This is a genomic window from Pseudomonas sp. GD03862, assembly GCF_029840855.1.
Lineage (GTDB): Bacteria > Pseudomonadota > Gammaproteobacteria > Pseudomonadales > Pseudomonadaceae > Aquipseudomonas > Aquipseudomonas alloputida.
This window is the reverse complement of the sequence record NZ_JAOCDI010000002.1, coordinates 204,453-220,762: the sequence shown is the minus strand read 5'-3', so window position 1 is coordinate 220,762 and position 16,310 is coordinate 204,453. Positions and strand designations below refer to the sequence as shown.

Below are 16,310 nucleotides of genomic sequence, written 5' to 3'. Positions count from 1 at the left end.
TGGCAACAAAACCTGTTTCGTACTCACCTAGTCGCTGTGGTGGGCGCGTCACCCTTCATATAGGCCTGCGGGCTACTACCCAGTTCTTGGCGAAATGCATAGATGAACGCTGAAGTTGAGCCGTACCCCAGTTCCAGGGCAGTGCGTGTTACATCCAGGCCGCCGCCGAGCATTTCGATGGCTCTGAACAAGCGTAATCGTCTGCGCCAAGTGCGCAGACTCATGCCGGTCTCCGCCAGGAAGCGGCGGGCAAGCGTTCGCTCGGACATTCCCAGTGTCCGAGCCCAGGTTTCCATTTCAGTCGGATCGGCGGGGTCGGCATAGAGGGTCTCGCACAGGCCCACGAGTGCCGTACTGGTTGGCCAGGGCAATGCCGTGGAGATAGGCGTGGCGCGTCGTAGCTGGTCCAGTATCAGCTGTGTGATCCGGCCTGCGTACCCGTCCTCATCTGGCTCACCCTCGATACGTGCCGCCTCGACGATCAAGGCCTTGAGCAGCGGCGATACGCCGAACAATGTTGCATGTTCTGCCGGCAAGCCTGAAGCGATGCGGTCATCAATCCACAGGCTGCGAAACTCGGCACCGAACATCGAGCCGACCTTGTGATCCAGCCCCGTAGGCAACCATGCCGCCTGTTCCGGCGATATGACGAAAGAGCCAGCTTTGGTGGTGACGGTCAATACACCTGAAATGGCATAGACCATCTGGTGCCAGTCGTGGGCGTGTTCAGGAAAGCTGTGCCGCGCTGGAATGGACTGTACGCGGACTTTCAGCGGATCAGGTGGTGCTAGCCCGTGAGGTGCCTCAATGGTGTCCCAGTTCATGGATGGACTCGTTTATTAAGAGCAAGTGCAAAGACAAAAGTAGTGGCTGGCAAAGCCATGTAAACGGAGCCATTTTCACGCGTCCTGCAAGTTTACTCATGTTCTGCGGCGTTGTGTCTTTTGCTCTACATCACGTGGCGGGTAGTCGAAAGCCTGCCAGGGTGGATTGCGATCTAATGTGAGTACGAGATGGCCCACCCGACCGCGCACAGGGCATTTATTGAAAGCGGTCATCTCGTACTTTTTCGCTTCGATCCATATGAGGAGTTGCAATCAACATGGCCTGTGTCGACCGTTACAGTCTGCCTCTTTCGACCACTTCCGAAACCGCGGCCGAGCGTTACCGGACAGGTGTGGATCTGCTGCTTTCGCTGTGGACCGGTGTCGCAGAAACGCTGGATGAGGCCATTGCAGCGGACCCTGAATTCGCCCTGGCCTACGCAGCGCGTGCCCGTTTTCACGCAGTGCGTACCGAAATCGTGGATGCCAAGGCCAAGATTGCCAAGGCCAGTGAGTTGGTGCAGAAGAACGGCACCGAGCGTGAACGCAGCCATGTGCAGACGTTATCCTATGTCATTAACGGCGAGCCGGCCAAAGCCTTGGCCAATGCTTTGCAGCACCTGGACAGCTGGCCTAACGACATCGTGATCATGTCGTTGCCGCTGGGGGCGTTCGGCCTGTTCGCATTTTCCGGCATGCACGACCATGACCAAGCCCGTGTGGACCTCTGCGAACGCCACGCTCGCCACTTCCCTGAGAACGACTGGTGGTTCCTCAACTACCGCGGCTGGGCTCATGGTGAGAATGGCGATGTATCCCTGGGGCGCGCGCTCACTCAACGTTCGCTGGAGTTGCGCCGCAACAACGTGAACGCGGTGCATGCCGTGGCGCACGTGTTGTACGAGGCCGGTGCCAACGATGAGGCAGGAGAGGTCATCAAGGCCTGGCTCCCCGGTTACGACCGCAGTGGCACGTTGCACAATCACATCGCCTGGCATGGTGCGTTGATTGCGCTGGAGCGGGATGATCTGGAGTCTGCCCTCGGCATTTATGCTGACAATGTTGCGCCGGCAGTCGCCACTGGCCTGCCTATCAATGTGATCAGTGACACCTCTTCGTTCCTCTGGCGTATGCAGGCTTATGGGCATGAAGTGCCAGCGAGCATGTGGGAAGACGCGGCGCGTTATGCGTCCAGTTACTTCCAGCAGCCGGGCTTCCCGTTCGCTGACTTCCACATGGCGCTGCTGGCTGCCGCAACAGGCGACCAGCGTGCACTCGAACAGCGGGCCGCTGCGCTTTCCACGTTGGTGGGCGATGGCAAGCTGCGCGCTGGCGCGGTGGTACCCGCACTATGCCATGCCGTAATGGCCTTCGCCGACGGACACTACACCGACTGCGCCCGAATCCTCGAACCGGTTGCCCATGAAGTCGTGCGTATCGGCGGTAGCGGTGCGCAGCGGGAGATCGTTCAGGACACATTGCTGGTTTCGCTCATGCGCGCCGGTGAGGCCGAAAAGGCCCGAGCGCTGCTCGATCAGCGCCTGCACCGTCGGCCTTCCCCGCGCGACAGCCGTTGGCTGGCAGGCCTGGCCCCGAGCTGACCCACGTTCAAACCGTTGATGCGCAATTCGGCAGGCTGATCTGTTAACAGGTCGGCCCGCTGTTCTGCACCCTGGCGAAGGGGATTTGCACCATGAGCATTACCGTCACTGCAGGCCCCATCGGGCCTCGCGGTTTGCTGTTGAAGTGGCTGAGCCCGGTGGCGATCATCGCCATCGCCCAGTTGTTCGGTACCTCGTTGTGGTTCAGCGCCAATGGCGCGGCCGATTCGCTCATGGCGTCCTGGCAGGCGACCGCTGCCGATATCGGATGGTTGACCAATGCAGTCCAGCTGGGGTTCATCCTCGGTACGCTGACGCTGTCATTGAGTGGTGCGGCTGATCGGTTTCGAGCCAGCAGCCTGTTTCTTTGCTGTGCCATTGCTGGGTCGCTGTTCAACCTGGCCTTTGCCTGGTTGGCCGATGGCCTGGCAGTCGGCGCTGCGCTGCGCTTTTGCGTAGGCGTCACCCTGGCGGGTATCTATCCCATGGGCATGAAGCTGATCGTTGGCTGGGCGCCCGAGCGCACGGGCCTTGCCTTGGCGCAGCTGGTGTCGATGTTGACGCTGGGCACTGCGTTGCCCCATGCCCTGCGGCTGCTGGGGGCTGATTGGCCGTGGCAACTGATCATTACCGCATCCTCGGTGTTGGCTTTGCTCGGTGCCGTATTGATCGCGGTGCTGGGCGACGGGCCCCATGCCCGCAGTTGTCAGGTGAGCGGCGCGGGGCAGGTCAAGCGAGCGGGGGCCATTCTCGGCGCGTTCAGGATCAGCCGATTCCGCGCAGCGACGCTCGGCTACTTCGGCCACATGTGGGAGTTGTACACCTTCTGGACCGTCGTGCCACTGATTGTGAGCAGTACCTCACTGGCCAAGGCCTATCCCGCCCTAGGGGTGTCGGGCCTGTCTTTCGGCGTGATGGCCCTAGGCGCTGTTGGTTCTTTGCTGGGAGGTGTGCTGTCCCAGCGGGTTGGCAGCGCTCGGGTAGCACTTGGTGCCTTGAGCATCTCGGGGCTTTGCGGCCTGGTATTCGTGCTGTTGCGTAATCAGATGGAGCCTTGGGTGCTGTTGGCGCTGCTCGGTCTCTGGGGCGCCAGTGTCGTGGCCGATTCCCCGCAATTCTCTGCCCTGGCTGCCAAGGCTTGCCCACGGGATGCAGTGGGCAGTGCACTGGCCATTCAGAACAGCATCGGCTTTGCCATTACCGTCGTGTCGATTGCCTGCACTACCTGGTTATTCGGCCGCATAGGTGTCGATGCCTTGTGGCTGCTGGTGCCAGGGCCGGTGCTAGGGCTGCTCGGGTTCATCTGGTCCCATCGGCAAACGGACGCCTGACTGCCGCGTTTGCAGCATAACTTTTCGAATAAGAACAAAACTTGAGGTCTTTGCGATGCATGAAGTAGGTGTATGGGGGTTGTTGTCCCCAGCAGTGACGATTTGTCTGGCAATTCTCACTCGACAGGTGATTCTGTCGCTGATGGTCGGTTGCGTAGCCGGCTTCCTGGTGCTCTCCAATTTCCATATTGGGCAAGGTCTGCAGAGCTCGATCCAGGGTGCAATCGACGTGTTCAAGTCTGATGGCGTAGTCAGAACCCTGATCTTCACCATCATGATCAGTGGTGTGATTCACCTCGCAAGGCTCACCGGCGGCATGCAGGGGTTGGTCAACCTGATCTCGGAGCGACTGAAAATCGTTAAAGGGCCTGTCAGCACGCAATTGCTGGCGGGCTTTCTGGCCGTCGTGGTATTCATCGACAGCTACCTGGCCATGCTGACATCCGGAGCGGCAAGCGCAGAGCTGGTGAGCAAGCACCGCATCGCTCGAGAGCAGGTGGCGTACGTCATCAAAAATGCGGGTATCAGTGCCTGGTCGTCCATGATATTCAATGGCTGGGGGGCGATGATGCTGGGCATCATCGCCGTTCAGGTAGAAAACGGCAGTATTCACGGCAACCCTCTCAACATTCTTGCCCATTCGATTGCCTACAACCTGTTCGCCTGGGCTAGCCTTGCCCTGGTGCTGATAAGCATCTTCACCCCGTTCGCGTTCCCGGCGATGCGCCGTGCCAAACAGCGTGCGGCTGCGGGTGTCGAAGTACGCTCGGGCGCCGCACCGCTGGCGGCGCTTGGCGAACAGAAAGTGATTGCCCCAGCCAGTGTGTCCAACCTGCTGGTGCCGTTGCTGTCGCTGTTCGTGTTCGTTCCTGTGGGCTTGTACATTACAGGCAACGGTGTCATCGGTGATGGTTCTGCCTCCACCGCGATCCTTTGGGCCGTGATTTTCGGTCAGGTCATGGGTTGTATCCATTACGTATGGATCAAGCGCGTGATGAACATCAGCGCCTACATCAACCATCTGGTCGAAGGTTATCAGGCCATGGTCCCTCTGGTGGTGGTACTCACCCTGGCGTTTCTGATTGGTGACCTTTCCAGCCAGCTCAAGATTGGTCAGTTCCTTTCCACGCATTTCAGTGTGCTGATGCCGGTCAGCCTGATCGCCGCGTTCGTGTTTCTGGTGGCTGCGCTGATTTCGTTGTCTACCGGTACATCCTGGGGCACGTTCTCGATCATGATCCCGATCGGTATCCAGTTAGCTGTCTCGTCGGGTGCCGATCCTTACCTGGTGGTCGGTGCCGCCATCTCTGGGGCCATTTTCGGCGATACCACATCGCCTATCAGCGACAGTGGCATCGTCACGGCGACTGCCACGGGCAATGACCTCATGGACCACATCAAGACTCAGTTGCCCTATTGCCTGACTGCGGCGGGTATCGCCCTGGCGGGCTTCGTGGTGCTGGGCGTGGCGCAGATCCTTTGACTCCAACAGCGCGGCAGGTACAGACGACGTGAACAATCGACTTGGCTTTGGTCAGAAGATCCTGCTGGTTGCCGCGCTGCTGTTGGTGGCTGCATTCGGTGCTTTCGCCGTGTACAACGACCAGCAGCAGGGCAGGGCTATACATCGCGACTTGCAGCGTAACTTGCACGGCATTACGCAGGTCACTGCGGGGAACATCCAAAACTGGTTGGCAGGTAGGCAGCGCTTGCTTGAGAGCCTTGCCGAAGTACTGTCCGGGTCAGACGAAGGGCAGCGTGGTCAGTGGTTGCGCCAGCAAACCCTCAAGGACGCGGTTGCCTTCGTTTACTTCGGTACCGAGCAAGGTCAGTTCGATGTGTCACCTCCTACCCAAATGCCGGAAGGCTACGATCCACGTACTCGACCGTGGTACGCAGCTGCACGCAATGCGTCAGGCAGCCAACTCACCGAGCCTTATGTCGATGCCAATACCGGGCAGCTGACCATGACGATTGCAGCACCGGTGGCGGGGCTTGGGGTGGTAGGCGCTGACCTTGACCTTCAGGCGCTGGTCAAGTCGATCAATGCGCTGGACTTTGACGGCATGGGCTATGCGTTCCTGGTCGACGGCAAAGGCAAGGTCCTGGTGCATCCCGACACCAAGTTCCTGATGCAACCTTTGAGTGTTTTGTTTCCAGGCGCTGTGCCCAGCCTGAAGGCGGGCACCCTGAGTGAAGCGGCCAGCCTTGAAGGTGAGCAGGTAGTCATGTTCATGCCTGTGCAGGGGCTGCCGGGTGTTGACTGGTATTTGGGCATCTCGCTGGCACGTAATCATGCCTATGCAATGCAACAGGATTTCAGGTGGACGGTGCTGACCGCAACGCTGGTGGCGGTGTGCAGCCTCCTGGTCGTAATGGGGAGCCTGGTCCACCTGCTCTTGCGGCCGTTGCGTGACATGGCAAAGGCAATGACGAACATTGCTCACGGAGAGGGCGACCTCACCCGGCGGTTACCCGTTAACAGTCGAGACGAGTTAGGTCGGCTGGCAGGTGCCTTCAATCACTTCGTCGAGCGAATTCAGGGGTCGATTCGTGATGTGGGCCTGACCATGGGGCAGGTCGAACGGGTCGCCAGCCAGGTCATTGGCTCGACCACACGGACCCTTGAGGACTCCGAAATCCAGACTGATCGCACCCGCAGCGTGGTTGCTGCCATCAACCAATTGGGCGCGGCCGCCCAGGAAATCGCCAGTAACGCCTCACATGCCTCAGTTCAGGCCGGCACTGCACGGGCCCAGTCGTTAGAGGGGCGCGCAGTGGTGGATCGCAACATTGAGGCCATGACCCATCTCTCGACATTGATTGCCAGTTCCGGCGCGCACATAGGCCAGCTCAACGGCAAGACCGAGGACATCGGTCAGATCCTCGAAGTCATCAGTGCTATCTCGCAGCAGACCAATCTGCTGGCACTCAACGCAGCCATTGAAGCAGCACGTGCGGGTGAAGCGGGCCGCGGCTTCGCAGTGGTCGCTGACGAGGTGCGTAACCTTGCTCACCGGACCCAGCAGTCAGCGCAACAGGTCAAGCTTCTGATCGAAGAACTGCAGAACGGTGCGGGGGCTGTCGTCGGTGCCATGGCACAGAGTCAGTCGCACAGTGGACAGAGTGTGGAAATCGCCCGGCTGGCAGGGCAGAGCCTGGCGCAGGTAACAGACAGCATCGAGCAGATGGATGGCATGAACCAGTCGGTGGCAGCTGCAACCGAGGAACAGAGCGCGGTAGTGGATGCGCTACAGGGCGACATCAGCGAAATCGAACGGCTCAATCAGGCCGGCACCGAGCAGATGCGCTCAACACTGGATGCGTGTGCGCAATTGCGCGATCAAGTGCAAAATCTCACGTCCCAGGTGGAGCGGTTCAGGGTTTGAAAGGCCGCGCAGCGATAGCCGGCGACGGTCAAGCTGGTCATCGCCGCTGGAGGCTGCCCGGCACCTGGCAATCATGCGCTGTTAAGCAGGGTGTCGATGTCATGCAGGGCACCTTCCATATAGCCAGCCTGGTCCGAGCCGGCCTCACTGCCGATCAGACGCAAACACGCTTGCCACGGCGTCGGGAAGACGTTGGCCAGCGAAGCAATACCGTGTTCATGTCCATTGGCATGGTCACGGGTTGTCGCGGTGTGGGGTTCCTGTGCCCAGTCCTGAAGGTGATCCTGCTCCGGAGCCAAGGCTTGCGGGCCGAAGAGTCTGGCCAGTTGGGCACGGCATGCAGCTTTGAGGGCATGCTCACCGTAGCTTGCGCGTTCGCCGTGGGGGATGCGGAAAAAGCCGAAAAGCGCCGCATATCCGCTTTGGCTGGCATCGTGTATCTCCGCCAACGGGCCGACATGGCTGAATGCGTCGCCATTCAGTCGCTGCTCTCGCCAAAACGGTTTGTCGTACAGGGCCACGTACTTGGCGTGGGCTGCCATCCAGGTGGGGATTGCCTTCAGCGCATTCACGGTCGCCGGCGCAAGGGCGGGTGCGAAGTGGATTGCTGGTATCAGTCGCGGTGGAATTGCCAGCCAGACTTGCCGGTAGGGCAGGGTGCTGGCAGCAGGTACAGTGATGGAGATGCCTTCGGCACCGATGCTGATCGACTCGACCGTCGCGTTCAGGTGCAGCCTTTCGCTGGGCAGGTGGTCGACGAGTCGCTGGATCAACCGAGCGCAGCCACCCGCGATGCGCAGGCTGGTATCGGCCATCAATGGCCCGTCATACCGGGCAATTTGCCCGTTCCAATGCTCCAACAGGCTCGACCCCTCGGTGTACTGGGCGAAGCTCGGCAGTTGGAGCATTTCGAGCAGTTTGCTCATGCGCGGCTGGAAGGCTGGCCAGAACCAGGTAGGGCCCAGGTCGATCCCGGATTCGGGCGTGGACAGGATCCTTCCACCCCATCGCGAGCGCGCTTCGAACAACTCGAAGGCTATCCCGCGTTGCTGAAGCTGCCATGCGGCGTGCAGGCCGGCCAAGCCGCCCCCGACGATAGCGATGGTGTGTTGGGTAGGGTCTGCAGAGGTCATCGACTGGCTCGCACGCATTTGGAAACCGGTTCAGCTGTTCTCGTGAACCTTGCAGTATTCTCGGGCGCTGCCGGTCGGTGCTCAACACATTAAATCTTGCTGAACGAAGAAGGAAATCTGACATGGCTACCCCTGCCTATCTCAACGCGCTTCGGGCCTTTGAAGCCACTGCCCGGCATGGCAGTTTTTCCGCGGCAGCCACTGAATTGAACGTCACCGCAGCGGCAGTCGGTCAGCAGGTGAGAAACCTTGAGGCCTGGCTGGGTATTGCCTTGTTCGTCAGGGCTGGGCGTGGGGCAGGGCAGCTTGAGCTGACGGTTAATGCACAGCGTGCCTTGCCCGATATCCAGGCCGCTTTCGAGCGGTTAGCAGTCGGCGTTGCCCGACTGAAGGAGGCCAGCGCTCACACTGGCATCAATGTCACGGTCAGCCCCGCGTTTGCCGCGAAATGGCTGGTGCCTCGCCTTGAGCGTTTTCAGCGGGCTTTTCCGGCCCTGGATGTGCAATTGGATACCGACGCACGGTCGTTGGACTTCACGGTGGAGCGTCTGGATATCGGCGTTCGCTATGGCAGCGGGCAGTGGGCGGGGTTGGCCTCGGAAAAACTCATGAGCGAAACACTTTTCCCGGTCTGCGCGCCAGATTTTCCACTGTTACGCCATGGTCGACTGGACGCATCCGCGCTGATGCAGTGTACGTTGATTCATGACTTGTCGATGAGCAATGACCCTGGTTATCCCAGTTGGCGGACCTGGCTTGACCGGGTGGGATACACGCAAGTACGTGCCGATCATGGCCTGCGTATAAACAATTCCGCGGCAGTGCTGCAAGCTGCTGTGGAGCGGCAGGGGTTGGCGCTGGCGCGAAGCGTGATGGTACAGGATGATCTCAATGCGGGCCGGTTGATCCGGCCGTTGCTTGAAGGTGAAGTGGAGTGGCCGCTGCAGCAAGCCTATTACATTGTCTACCGACCCGAGCGTGGCGATTTGTCTAACGTGCGGGTATTTCGCGACTGGTTGATGGCCGAGGCCGATGTCTTCGTTTCAAAACCCTAGGTCCAAGGCGGCGTGCTTGACCCAAACCTTGCCCCCTGGCTCGCCTCCCTCAAGGTGCAACGGGGCTGCCGGCGGTAGCCGCATCCAGCTCCAGGGGCGTAATGTGAAACCGTCGCCATGCAACGTGCCATTCAGGACGAACACTTCCAGGCCTTGGATGTTGTCGACGTTCAGGGCAACGCCAGGCGGTACATCATGCAACCAGACTTCTTCGTTCGCGTCGTGCCAGAGCATCTGACTGCCTTCCATGGGCAGGTGGGCGACAACGCGTTGATTATCGTCTGCATGAAACTGGCGCAGTTTGACAAAAATCGTGCAGCCCAACGGCGAACGGGGCGTGTGTTGGCTGCCTGGAGGGTTACGGACATAGCTGCCTTGCGGGTAACTGCCCCACTCATCCTCGAACACGCCGGATAACACCAGAAACTCTTCACCTCCCGTATGCACATGGGGGGTGAACTGGCTGCCAGCGCTGTACTGAACCAGTGATGTGGCCCTGGCCTGCTCTTCCCCAATACGAAATAGCAGACGCCGCATCACGCCAGCCTGCGGGCTGGCAATCCAGGGTTGCTCGTCGGCGTGCATCAGCACGGTTGTCTGTAGGTTGCTATTCAGAAGGTTCTGCATGAGCGGTTACTCGCTGTTCACGTTGTGCCTGGCGCTGTGCGGCTGTCCTCATGATTACTGCTCACAGGGAGATGCACCAGCCACATTATCTTTAAGGGGGCACAAGTTTTCTGGGTCCAGGGGCGATTTGTCAGTCCGCTATTTTGGATCTTCCGGCACTACAAGACGTCCAGCACACCGACAGGACCTCGGGCGTCAAGTCCATGAGAGTCATCAGGGGGAAGTATTAGCGTTGCTGTAATACAGGTACGCGCGGCCTTTGCTCTCAGGTTGAGGGCTCGGTCCGCGCCAGGATACTTCTCGTACCTTAAGCCACCGACATGCGTGCTGTAAGGTTCTGCTGCATGTAATCAAGGAAGCGCCGCTGGAACAACATGGTGTGCTCATGCGCAGCAGCTTCTGCGGCATCGGCATCACGCGCAGCGATGGCCTCAATGATCTCGTCATGGTCGCGCCCCAGTTTGTGGGTGCTGGCCGAACTTACGATATGGTCGAAGTGCAGGTGAAGCAAACGCTGACCTTCGCCAAGCAGGCGTTCGTAGTAGTTGATGAAGTAAGGATTGCGACCGGCGTGGGCAATGGCCATGTGGAAGGCTTTGTTCAGCTCCGACATGGACTGGAAGTCGCCTGCTGTTACTGCCTTGAGGTAGTCGGCGTCGGCCTTGCGGATTTTTTCGAGGTCTTCCGGACGATGCTGAGTGGCTGCCAGGCGTGTGACTGCACGTTGCATCAAATCCAGCGCAGAGATGTAGTTGGGAAACTCTTCAATCTCGAACGGAGTAACCAACGTGGTACGGTTCGGAAGGATGACCACCAGACCTTCAGTGATCAGCCGGGCGAGTGCATCCCGCACGGGGGAGCGAGACAGGCCGAATTGGGCGGCAAGCGACACTTCGTCAAGCTGCACCCCGGGCTTGAGTTTCAGAGTCAGGATCTGCTTGCGCAGCTCTTCATAGATGTAGCGCCCACTGTGGCGACGTACGCCACTTTCTTTATCGTTATCTTTAGCCATCATCAGGTCTCATTAGCTCTGGTCTTTATCATACAGGCCGGGCCTTGTCATGGTACAACTCCTGTCGGCCGCCCAATGAGTCATGGCAGTCGCTGAGTCAGATGCTTTCCATTCAAGTATCGGACAGTGTGAAGCCCGCTGGATAAGGGTCGGTAGGGTCTATTCCCATCTGATAGAAGCCTGTAATCCACGCCTGACCAGCGATGGCGGGAATCACCGCAGCATAAGGGCCTACTTCGCTCAAGATTTCGATACTACAGGTGAATCGGCTACCGGTGATCGACTGATGTATTAATGACTCACCAGGAACAATCAGGCCTTGTGCGTGTAACAAAGCCAGTCGCGCCGAGGAGCCAGTGCCGCAAGGGGAGCGATCACAGCGCCCCGGTGATACGACTACGCAGTGTCTGGCACTGAGTACACCGTTCTCACGGCGCAGCGGGCCCATGAACTCGGTATTGGTGATGCCCGAAATCGCCGGGTTGAGCGGGGGCTCTATAGACTTTACTCCGTTTACGGCATCAGGAAACCGTGCCCGAGGTGTCCGGGCACGGTTGCAGGGGCGATGCGGTCAGCCTTCTCCCCAGGTGTCGCTGAGCATGAAGCCTGCAGCGAGCGGATCATCTGGGTCGACCCCCAGCTGCTGAAGCCCGTACAGCCAGGCTCGCCCGGTCACGCGTGGCAGTACCGCCGGCTTGCCTGCAACTTCCGTGTGGCCGAGCAGGGCTACCTGGAACTGGCCGCCGATGGTCGAGCGCGATACCAGGTGGTCACCGGCCTGCACCTTGCCGCGTGCGGCCAGGGTGGCCAAATTGGCCGAACTGCCGGTGCCGCAGGGCGAACGGTCGACCCGGCCCGGTGGCAGGGTGGTGCACGTCTGGTAGGTGCGATTATCCAGACGGTTGCGGAACATCACATAGGCCACCTCGTTCACCGACGGCAGCAGAGGGTGCTGAATGTCCAGCTGTCGGTTGATCACCTCCCTCAGCGCTACGCCAGCATCGGCCAGCTGCCGGGCATTCTCCGGTGCGATCGAAAGCCCGACTTGCTCGACGTCGATCAGCGCGTAATACACACCGCCGAACGCCACGTCGATCTTGATCGCGCCGAAGGCTTCGGTCTCGACTGCCAGGTCCAAGTGCTCGACAAAGGCCGGAACCATATCCAGCGACACGTTCAGGCAGCGGCCGTCCGCGCACTGAGCCCGAGCGGTTACCAGGCCTGCTGGTGTATCCAGCACCACGGTGGTTTCTGGCTCCTGCATCGGCACCATGCCCAGTTCGAGCAGGGCAGTGACCACACAGATGCAGTTGCTGCCTGACATCGGATGTGCCTTGTCGGCCTGCAGCACGATGAAGCCGGCGTGAGCCTCAGACCGGGTCGGTGGAAGCAACAGGTTGACCGACATCTGCAGGCAACCGCGCGGCTCCAGGGTCACCAGGCGGCGCAGGCTGTCGTCGACTTCGTTGATGTAGTTCATCTTGTCGAGCATGGTGGCACCCGGGACGCCGATAACGCCCCCGGTGATGACCTTGCCGATCTCGCCTTCGCAGTGCACCTCAGCCAGCTGAAGCGTCTGTTTCCAACGCATGGGAGTTACCTCACTTGATGTACCAGCCCCAAGGCTGTTCGCTGTCGTAGCGGGTGATCTGCTTGGTTTCCAGGTAGTTGTTCAGGCCCCACTCGCCCAGCTCGCGACCGATGCCGCTGGTCTTGTAGCCGCCCCACGGTGCTTCGGTGAAGGTCGGTTGCGAGCAGTTGATCCAGACGATGCCGGCGCGGAACTTGCGTGCGACACGCTCGCAGCGCTCGATGTCCTTGGACATGACCGCGGCACCCAAGCCGAAGCGCGAGTTGTTGGCCGACTTGACCGCTTCCTCTTCGGAGTCGAACGGGCGGATGCACACGACGGGAGCGAAGATTTCTTCGTTCCAGATCCAGCTGTCTTCCGGCACATCGGCGAACACGGTCGGCTGCAGGTAGAAGCCTTTGTCCAAGTGCGCTGGGCGCTCGCCGCCGCAGACCAGGCGTGCACCTTCTTCCAGGCCGCGCGCGATGGCTTTCAGTGTACCTTCGTATTGGCTGCGGTTGACCAGCGGGCCGAGCAGCACGCCTTCTTCCATGCCGTTGCCGATCTTGATCTTGCGAGTTTCCTGGGCCAGGCGGGCCAGCAGTGGCTCGTAGGCGGAGCGCTCGACCAGCACGCGGGAAGTGGCCGAGCAGACTTCGCCCTTGTTCCAGAAGATGCCGAACATGATCCACTCGACGGCTTTTTCGATGTCGCTGTCGGCGAAGATCACAAATGGCGATTTGCCACCCAGCTCCAGAGTCACGTTCTTTATGTCCTGGGCAGCGGCTTGCATGATGCGGCTGCCGACCGGCACGCTGCCAGTGAAGGCCAGCTTGTCCACGCCTGGGTGGGCGGTGAGGGCGGCACCCACTTTGGAACCTGGGCCGGTGACGATGTTCAGCACGCCAGCAGGCAGGCCGGCTTCATCGGCGATGCGAGCCAGTTCCAGTGCGGTCAGCGAGGTCTGCTCGGCGGGCTTGAGGATGATGCTGCAACCTGCGGCCAGGGCCGGGGCGATCTTCCAGGAAGCCATCAGCATCGGGAAGTTCCACGGCACGATGGCACCGGCCACACCGATCGGCTCTTTGCGGGCGAGCGAGCTGAAACGGTCGTCGGACAGGGGCACATCCTTCTCGCGGTTGCGGTCCAGCTCCTCGGCCAGCTTGGCGTAGAAGTCGAAGCAGCCGGCGGTGTCGCCGATGTCCCACATGGCTTCCGGGAATGGTTTGCCGTTGTCGCGCACTTCCAGTTCAGCCAGTTCCTCCTGGCGGGCACGGATGCCGTCGGCAATCTTGCGCAGGTACTCGCCACGCTCGGCACCGCTCAGGCGCGGCCACGGGCCCTCGTCGAAAGCGGCGCGGGCTGCCTTGACCGCGATATCGATGTCTTCTTCGGTTCCCGAGGCCACGCTGGTGATCAGGCTTTCGTCGCTCGGGTCATACGAGTTGAAGCTGCCGCCCTGGACAGGGCTGACCCATTGGCCATTGATGTAGAACTGGTCGTAGCGATTCATGCAGTACCTCCAATAAGGGCGAAGCGACGAGCGCTGAAAGCGGACAGGTTTTGTGCTGGTGTACGGTTTGCAGCCAGGTCGGCGACCAGGCGGCCGGTGGTGGCGCCCAGAGTCAGGCCGAGCTGGCCGTGGCCGAAGGCCATGATCACGTTGTTCAGGCGGGGCGAGCGGTCGATGACCGGTTTGGTGTCTGGCAAGAACGGCCGGTAGCCGACGCCGAACTCCATCCCCTGGGTATTGAGATGTGGCAGTACGCGGCGGGCCTTTTCCATGATGATTTCGGCGCGCTTGAAGTTCGGTTCGGCGCCAGGGGCGGCGAATTCGATGGTGCCGCCGATCTGCAGGCCGCGGGTCATCGGGGCGAAGCAGAAACCGCCATCGGCGTAGATCACCGAATGGCGGATTTCGACATCAGGCGTGGGCAAAACGGCCTGATAACCCGCAATGCCCGCCAGCGGGATGTTCACCCCAAGGCTGTCGAAGAACGGACGTGCACCCGTCCCGGCCGCCACTACCACGTGGTCGGCAGGCAGGCGTGTGCCGTCGGCCAGGGTCACGCCGCTGGCGCGATCGTGGTTCTCATCGATTTTCACGGCCTTCTGACGCAGGCGCACGCCACCTTGGGCGATGAAGCTTTCGGTCAGTGCGGCAATGAACCCTTCGGTATCGCTGACGGCGCGCCAGTCAGGGAACATCAGCCCATGCTGAAATTTTCCGGCCAGTGCCGGCTCCAGATCGCCAATGGCGGCGCCGTCGAGTTCTTCGGACTTGAAGCCCAACTGCTTGCGCAGCTCCAGGTGCGGGCGCTCGTGAGCCAGGCCGGCTGGCGAGTCGAACACTTCAAGAATAGGGCGGTCGCCCAGTAAAGTTTTGTCCGGGCAGGCATCCAGAAGCGGGGCGTAGTCGGTGTAGACATGTTGAGTCAGGCGCGCCATGTCCTCGGCGATCTCGTGGATCTTCGACGAACGTGCGCAGGCCAGAAAACGCAGGAACCAGGGCAGGATACCTGGCAGCGCGCTCGGGCGCAGGGCCAGGGGGCCTTTCTGGTCCAGCAGCCAGCCTGGGATCTTCATCAGAATGCCCGGCTTGGACAGCGGAATGACTTCACTGACCGCCATCTGACCGCAACTCCACTTGGCGGTACTGTCGCCCGGTGCGGCAGGGTCGATGAGCGTGACCTTGTGGCCTTCGCGCTGCAGGTACAGCGCGCAGCAGACACCGACGATACCGCCGCCGATGACTACGGCGTTCTGCGATGACGATTGTGGGGTGTTCATGAGTCTGTCTCGTATCCAGAGAGATTGCGAAGGGGCCGCTGGGCGGCCCCGTGTTGCTTACTGCTGCGAAGCTTCGAACACTTTACGGAACTCGGCTTTTTCTTCATCAGTCAGTGGCAGCAGCGGTGCGCGGGCGTTGCCGACCTTGAAACCAGCCAGCTCGGCTCCGTACTTGACCTTCTGCACGAACTTGCCGCTTTCCAGGTTGGCCATGGCCGGGAACAGGCTGCGCATGACTTGCTGGGCGCCACGGATGTCGCCGCTGGTGAAGGCTTTGTGGAAGGCCACGACCTTCTCCGGGAAGATGTTGGCCGGGCCGCAGATCCAGCTGTCGGCGCCCCACAGGTAGAAGTCCAGGGCTTGGTCATCGGAACCGCAGGACAGCTGGATGCCTTTGTATTTTTCACCGATTTCGATGGCGCGCAACAGATTGCCGCTGCTCTCTTTGATGCCAATTACACGTGGGTGCTCGTGCAGTGCGGCAATCACGTCCAGGCCAACCTCGACGTTGGTACGGATAGGGTAGTTGTAGAGGACAACATTGATCTCGGGGAAGGTCTCGAGAATGGTGTTGTAGTGAGCCAGCAGCTCTTCCTGGGACGGTAGCGCGTAGTACGGAGGGGCGATCAGCAGATTGGTGTAACCGGCATCGACGGTCTGCTTGATCTGCTCCAGCACTTCACGGGTGCAGGAGCCGTTGGCGCCCGCGATCAGGGTGCCGCGGTCACCGACCACTTCCTTGACGGTTGCCAGGATCTGGCGGCGCTCTTCATTGGCCAGTGCGTAGTATTCACCGGTCGAGCCCAGAGGAACGAAGCCGCTCACGCCTGCCTTCAGTTGATGCTCAAGGATCGAAGCCAGGGTGTCGTGGTCGACTTTGCCAGCGGCGTCGAATGGGGTGACCAGAGCTGGCAGGATACCGTTCAGTTTCATGTTGAATCTCCGTAGGGTTATTACAGTAATCAAGACCGGTCAGGT

General features: G+C 60.4%; 13 protein-coding genes. 5 read left to right on the top strand and 8 right to left on the bottom strand.

The window, feature by feature from the left end; translation table 11 throughout:
* Window positions 1-23: 23 nt before the first annotated feature.
* Window positions 24-824: a helix-turn-helix transcriptional regulator gene (locus N5D53_RS02570; RefSeq protein WP_279839698.1), complete on the bottom strand. Its 801-nt coding sequence runs from the start codon at window positions 822-824 to the stop codon at window positions 24-26.
* 278 nt (window positions 825-1,102) lie between these two features.
* On the opposite strand from N5D53_RS02570, the gene N5D53_RS02565 reads away from it, so the two are divergent.
* From N5D53_RS02565 to N5D53_RS02550, 4 genes are all read left to right on the top strand, one after another.
* Window positions 1,103-2,425 (top strand): tetratricopeptide repeat protein, encoded by a 1,323-nt coding sequence (locus N5D53_RS02565; RefSeq protein WP_279839696.1) that lies wholly within the window; start codon window positions 1,103-1,105, stop codon window positions 2,423-2,425.
* A 92-nt stretch (window positions 2,426-2,517) separates the two neighbouring features.
* Window positions 2,518-3,756, top strand: a complete 1,239-nt coding sequence (locus N5D53_RS02560; protein ID WP_279839695.1) for an MFS transporter — start codon at window positions 2,518-2,520, stop codon at window positions 3,754-3,756.
* A gap of 55 nt (window positions 3,757-3,811) precedes the next feature.
* Window positions 3,812-5,239: a Na+/H+ antiporter NhaC family protein gene (locus N5D53_RS02555; protein ID WP_279839694.1), complete on the top strand. Its 1,428-nt coding sequence runs from the start codon at window positions 3,812-3,814 to the stop codon at window positions 5,237-5,239.
* Between the two features lie 28 nt (window positions 5,240-5,267).
* Window positions 5,268-7,145: a methyl-accepting chemotaxis protein gene (locus tag N5D53_RS02550; RefSeq protein ID WP_279839693.1), complete on the top strand. Its 1,878-nt coding sequence runs from the start codon at window positions 5,268-5,270 to the stop codon at window positions 7,143-7,145.
* Window positions 7,146-7,216: 71 nt separating this feature from the next.
* Here N5D53_RS02550 and N5D53_RS02545 read toward each other — a convergent pair whose 3' ends face one another.
* Window positions 7,217-8,296, bottom strand: a complete 1,080-nt coding sequence (locus N5D53_RS02545) for an FAD-dependent oxidoreductase (protein ID WP_279839691.1) — start codon at window positions 8,294-8,296, stop codon at window positions 7,217-7,219.
* A gap of 104 nt (window positions 8,297-8,400) precedes the next feature.
* Here N5D53_RS02545 and N5D53_RS02540 point away from each other — a divergent pair, with 104 nt between their 5' ends.
* Complete coding sequence (locus N5D53_RS02540) at window positions 8,401-9,333, top strand: LysR substrate-binding domain-containing protein (protein WP_279839808.1); 933 nt, start codon at window positions 8,401-8,403, stop codon at window positions 9,331-9,333.
* Here N5D53_RS02540 and N5D53_RS02535 read toward each other — a convergent pair.
* From N5D53_RS02535 to dapA, 6 genes are all read right to left on the bottom strand, one after another.
* Complete coding sequence (locus tag N5D53_RS02535; protein ID WP_279839689.1) at window positions 9,322-9,960, bottom strand: cupin domain-containing protein; 639 nt, start codon at window positions 9,958-9,960, stop codon at window positions 9,322-9,324. The two genes, N5D53_RS02540 and N5D53_RS02535, sit on opposite strands and share 12 nt — an antisense overlap.
* A gap of 307 nt (window positions 9,961-10,267) precedes the next feature.
* Window positions 10,268-10,972 carry a GntR family transcriptional regulator gene (locus N5D53_RS02530; protein ID WP_279839687.1) on the bottom strand — a complete coding sequence of 235 codons (705 nt, stop codon included), beginning with the start codon at window positions 10,970-10,972 and terminating at the stop codon, window positions 10,268-10,270.
* 571 nt (window positions 10,973-11,543) lie between these two features.
* Complete coding sequence (locus tag N5D53_RS02525) at window positions 11,544-12,563, bottom strand: proline racemase family protein (protein WP_279839686.1); 1,020 nt, start codon at window positions 12,561-12,563, stop codon at window positions 11,544-11,546.
* Window positions 12,564-12,573: 10 nt separating this feature from the next.
* Window positions 12,574-14,055, bottom strand: coding sequence for an aldehyde dehydrogenase family protein (locus N5D53_RS02520; protein WP_279839684.1), 1,482 nt, complete (start codon window positions 14,053-14,055; stop codon window positions 12,574-12,576).
* Window positions 14,052-15,332, bottom strand: coding sequence for an FAD-dependent oxidoreductase (locus N5D53_RS02515; RefSeq protein WP_279839683.1), 1,281 nt, complete (start codon window positions 15,330-15,332; stop codon window positions 14,052-14,054). The genes N5D53_RS02520 and N5D53_RS02515 overlap by 4 nt, the downstream gene beginning before the upstream one ends.
* Before the next feature lie 57 nt (window positions 15,333-15,389).
* Window positions 15,390-16,265 (bottom strand): 4-hydroxy-tetrahydrodipicolinate synthase, encoded by an 876-nt coding sequence (gene dapA / locus N5D53_RS02510; RefSeq protein WP_279839681.1) that lies wholly within the window; start codon window positions 16,263-16,265, stop codon window positions 15,390-15,392.
* Window positions 16,266-16,310: the final 45 nt, after the last annotated feature.

What these genes read in the sequence shown, in the direction of transcription:
- N5D53_RS02560 (WP_279839695.1), top strand. Translation starts at nt 2,518, where the DNA reads ATGAGCATTACCGTCACTGCAGGCCCCATCGGGCCTCGCGGTTTGCTG.
- N5D53_RS02555 (WP_279839694.1), top strand. Translation starts at nt 3,812, where the DNA reads ATGCATGAAGTAGGTGTATGGGGGTTGTTGTCCCCAGCAGTGACGATT.
- dapA (WP_279839681.1), bottom strand. Translation starts at nt 16,265, where the DNA reads ATGAAACTGAACGGTATCCTGCCAGCTCTGGTCACCCCATTCGACGCC.
- N5D53_RS02540 (WP_279839808.1), top strand. Translation starts at nt 8,401, where the DNA reads ATGGCTACCCCTGCCTATCTCAACGCGCTTCGGGCCTTTGAAGCCACT.
- N5D53_RS02535 (WP_279839689.1), bottom strand. Translation starts at nt 9,960, where the DNA reads ATGCAGAACCTTCTGAATAGCAACCTACAGACAACCGTGCTGATGCAC.
- N5D53_RS02515 (WP_279839683.1), bottom strand. Translation starts at nt 15,332, where the DNA reads ATGAACACCCCACAATCGTCATCGCAGAACGCCGTAGTCATCGGCGGC.
- N5D53_RS02565 (WP_279839696.1), top strand. Translation starts at nt 1,103, where the DNA reads ATGGCCTGTGTCGACCGTTACAGTCTGCCTCTTTCGACCACTTCCGAA.
- N5D53_RS02545 (WP_279839691.1), bottom strand. Translation starts at nt 8,296, where the DNA reads ATGCGTGCGAGCCAGTCGATGACCTCTGCAGACCCTACCCAACACACC.
- N5D53_RS02530 (WP_279839687.1), bottom strand. Translation starts at nt 10,972, where the DNA reads ATGGCTAAAGATAACGATAAAGAAAGTGGCGTACGTCGCCACAGTGGG.
- N5D53_RS02520 (WP_279839684.1), bottom strand. Translation starts at nt 14,055, where the DNA reads ATGAATCGCTACGACCAGTTCTACATCAATGGCCAATGGGTCAGCCCT.
- N5D53_RS02525 (WP_279839686.1), bottom strand. Translation starts at nt 12,563, where the DNA reads ATGCGTTGGAAACAGACGCTTCAGCTGGCTGAGGTGCACTGCGAAGGC.
- N5D53_RS02570 (WP_279839698.1), bottom strand. Translation starts at nt 824, where the DNA reads ATGAACTGGGACACCATTGAGGCACCTCACGGGCTAGCACCACCTGAT.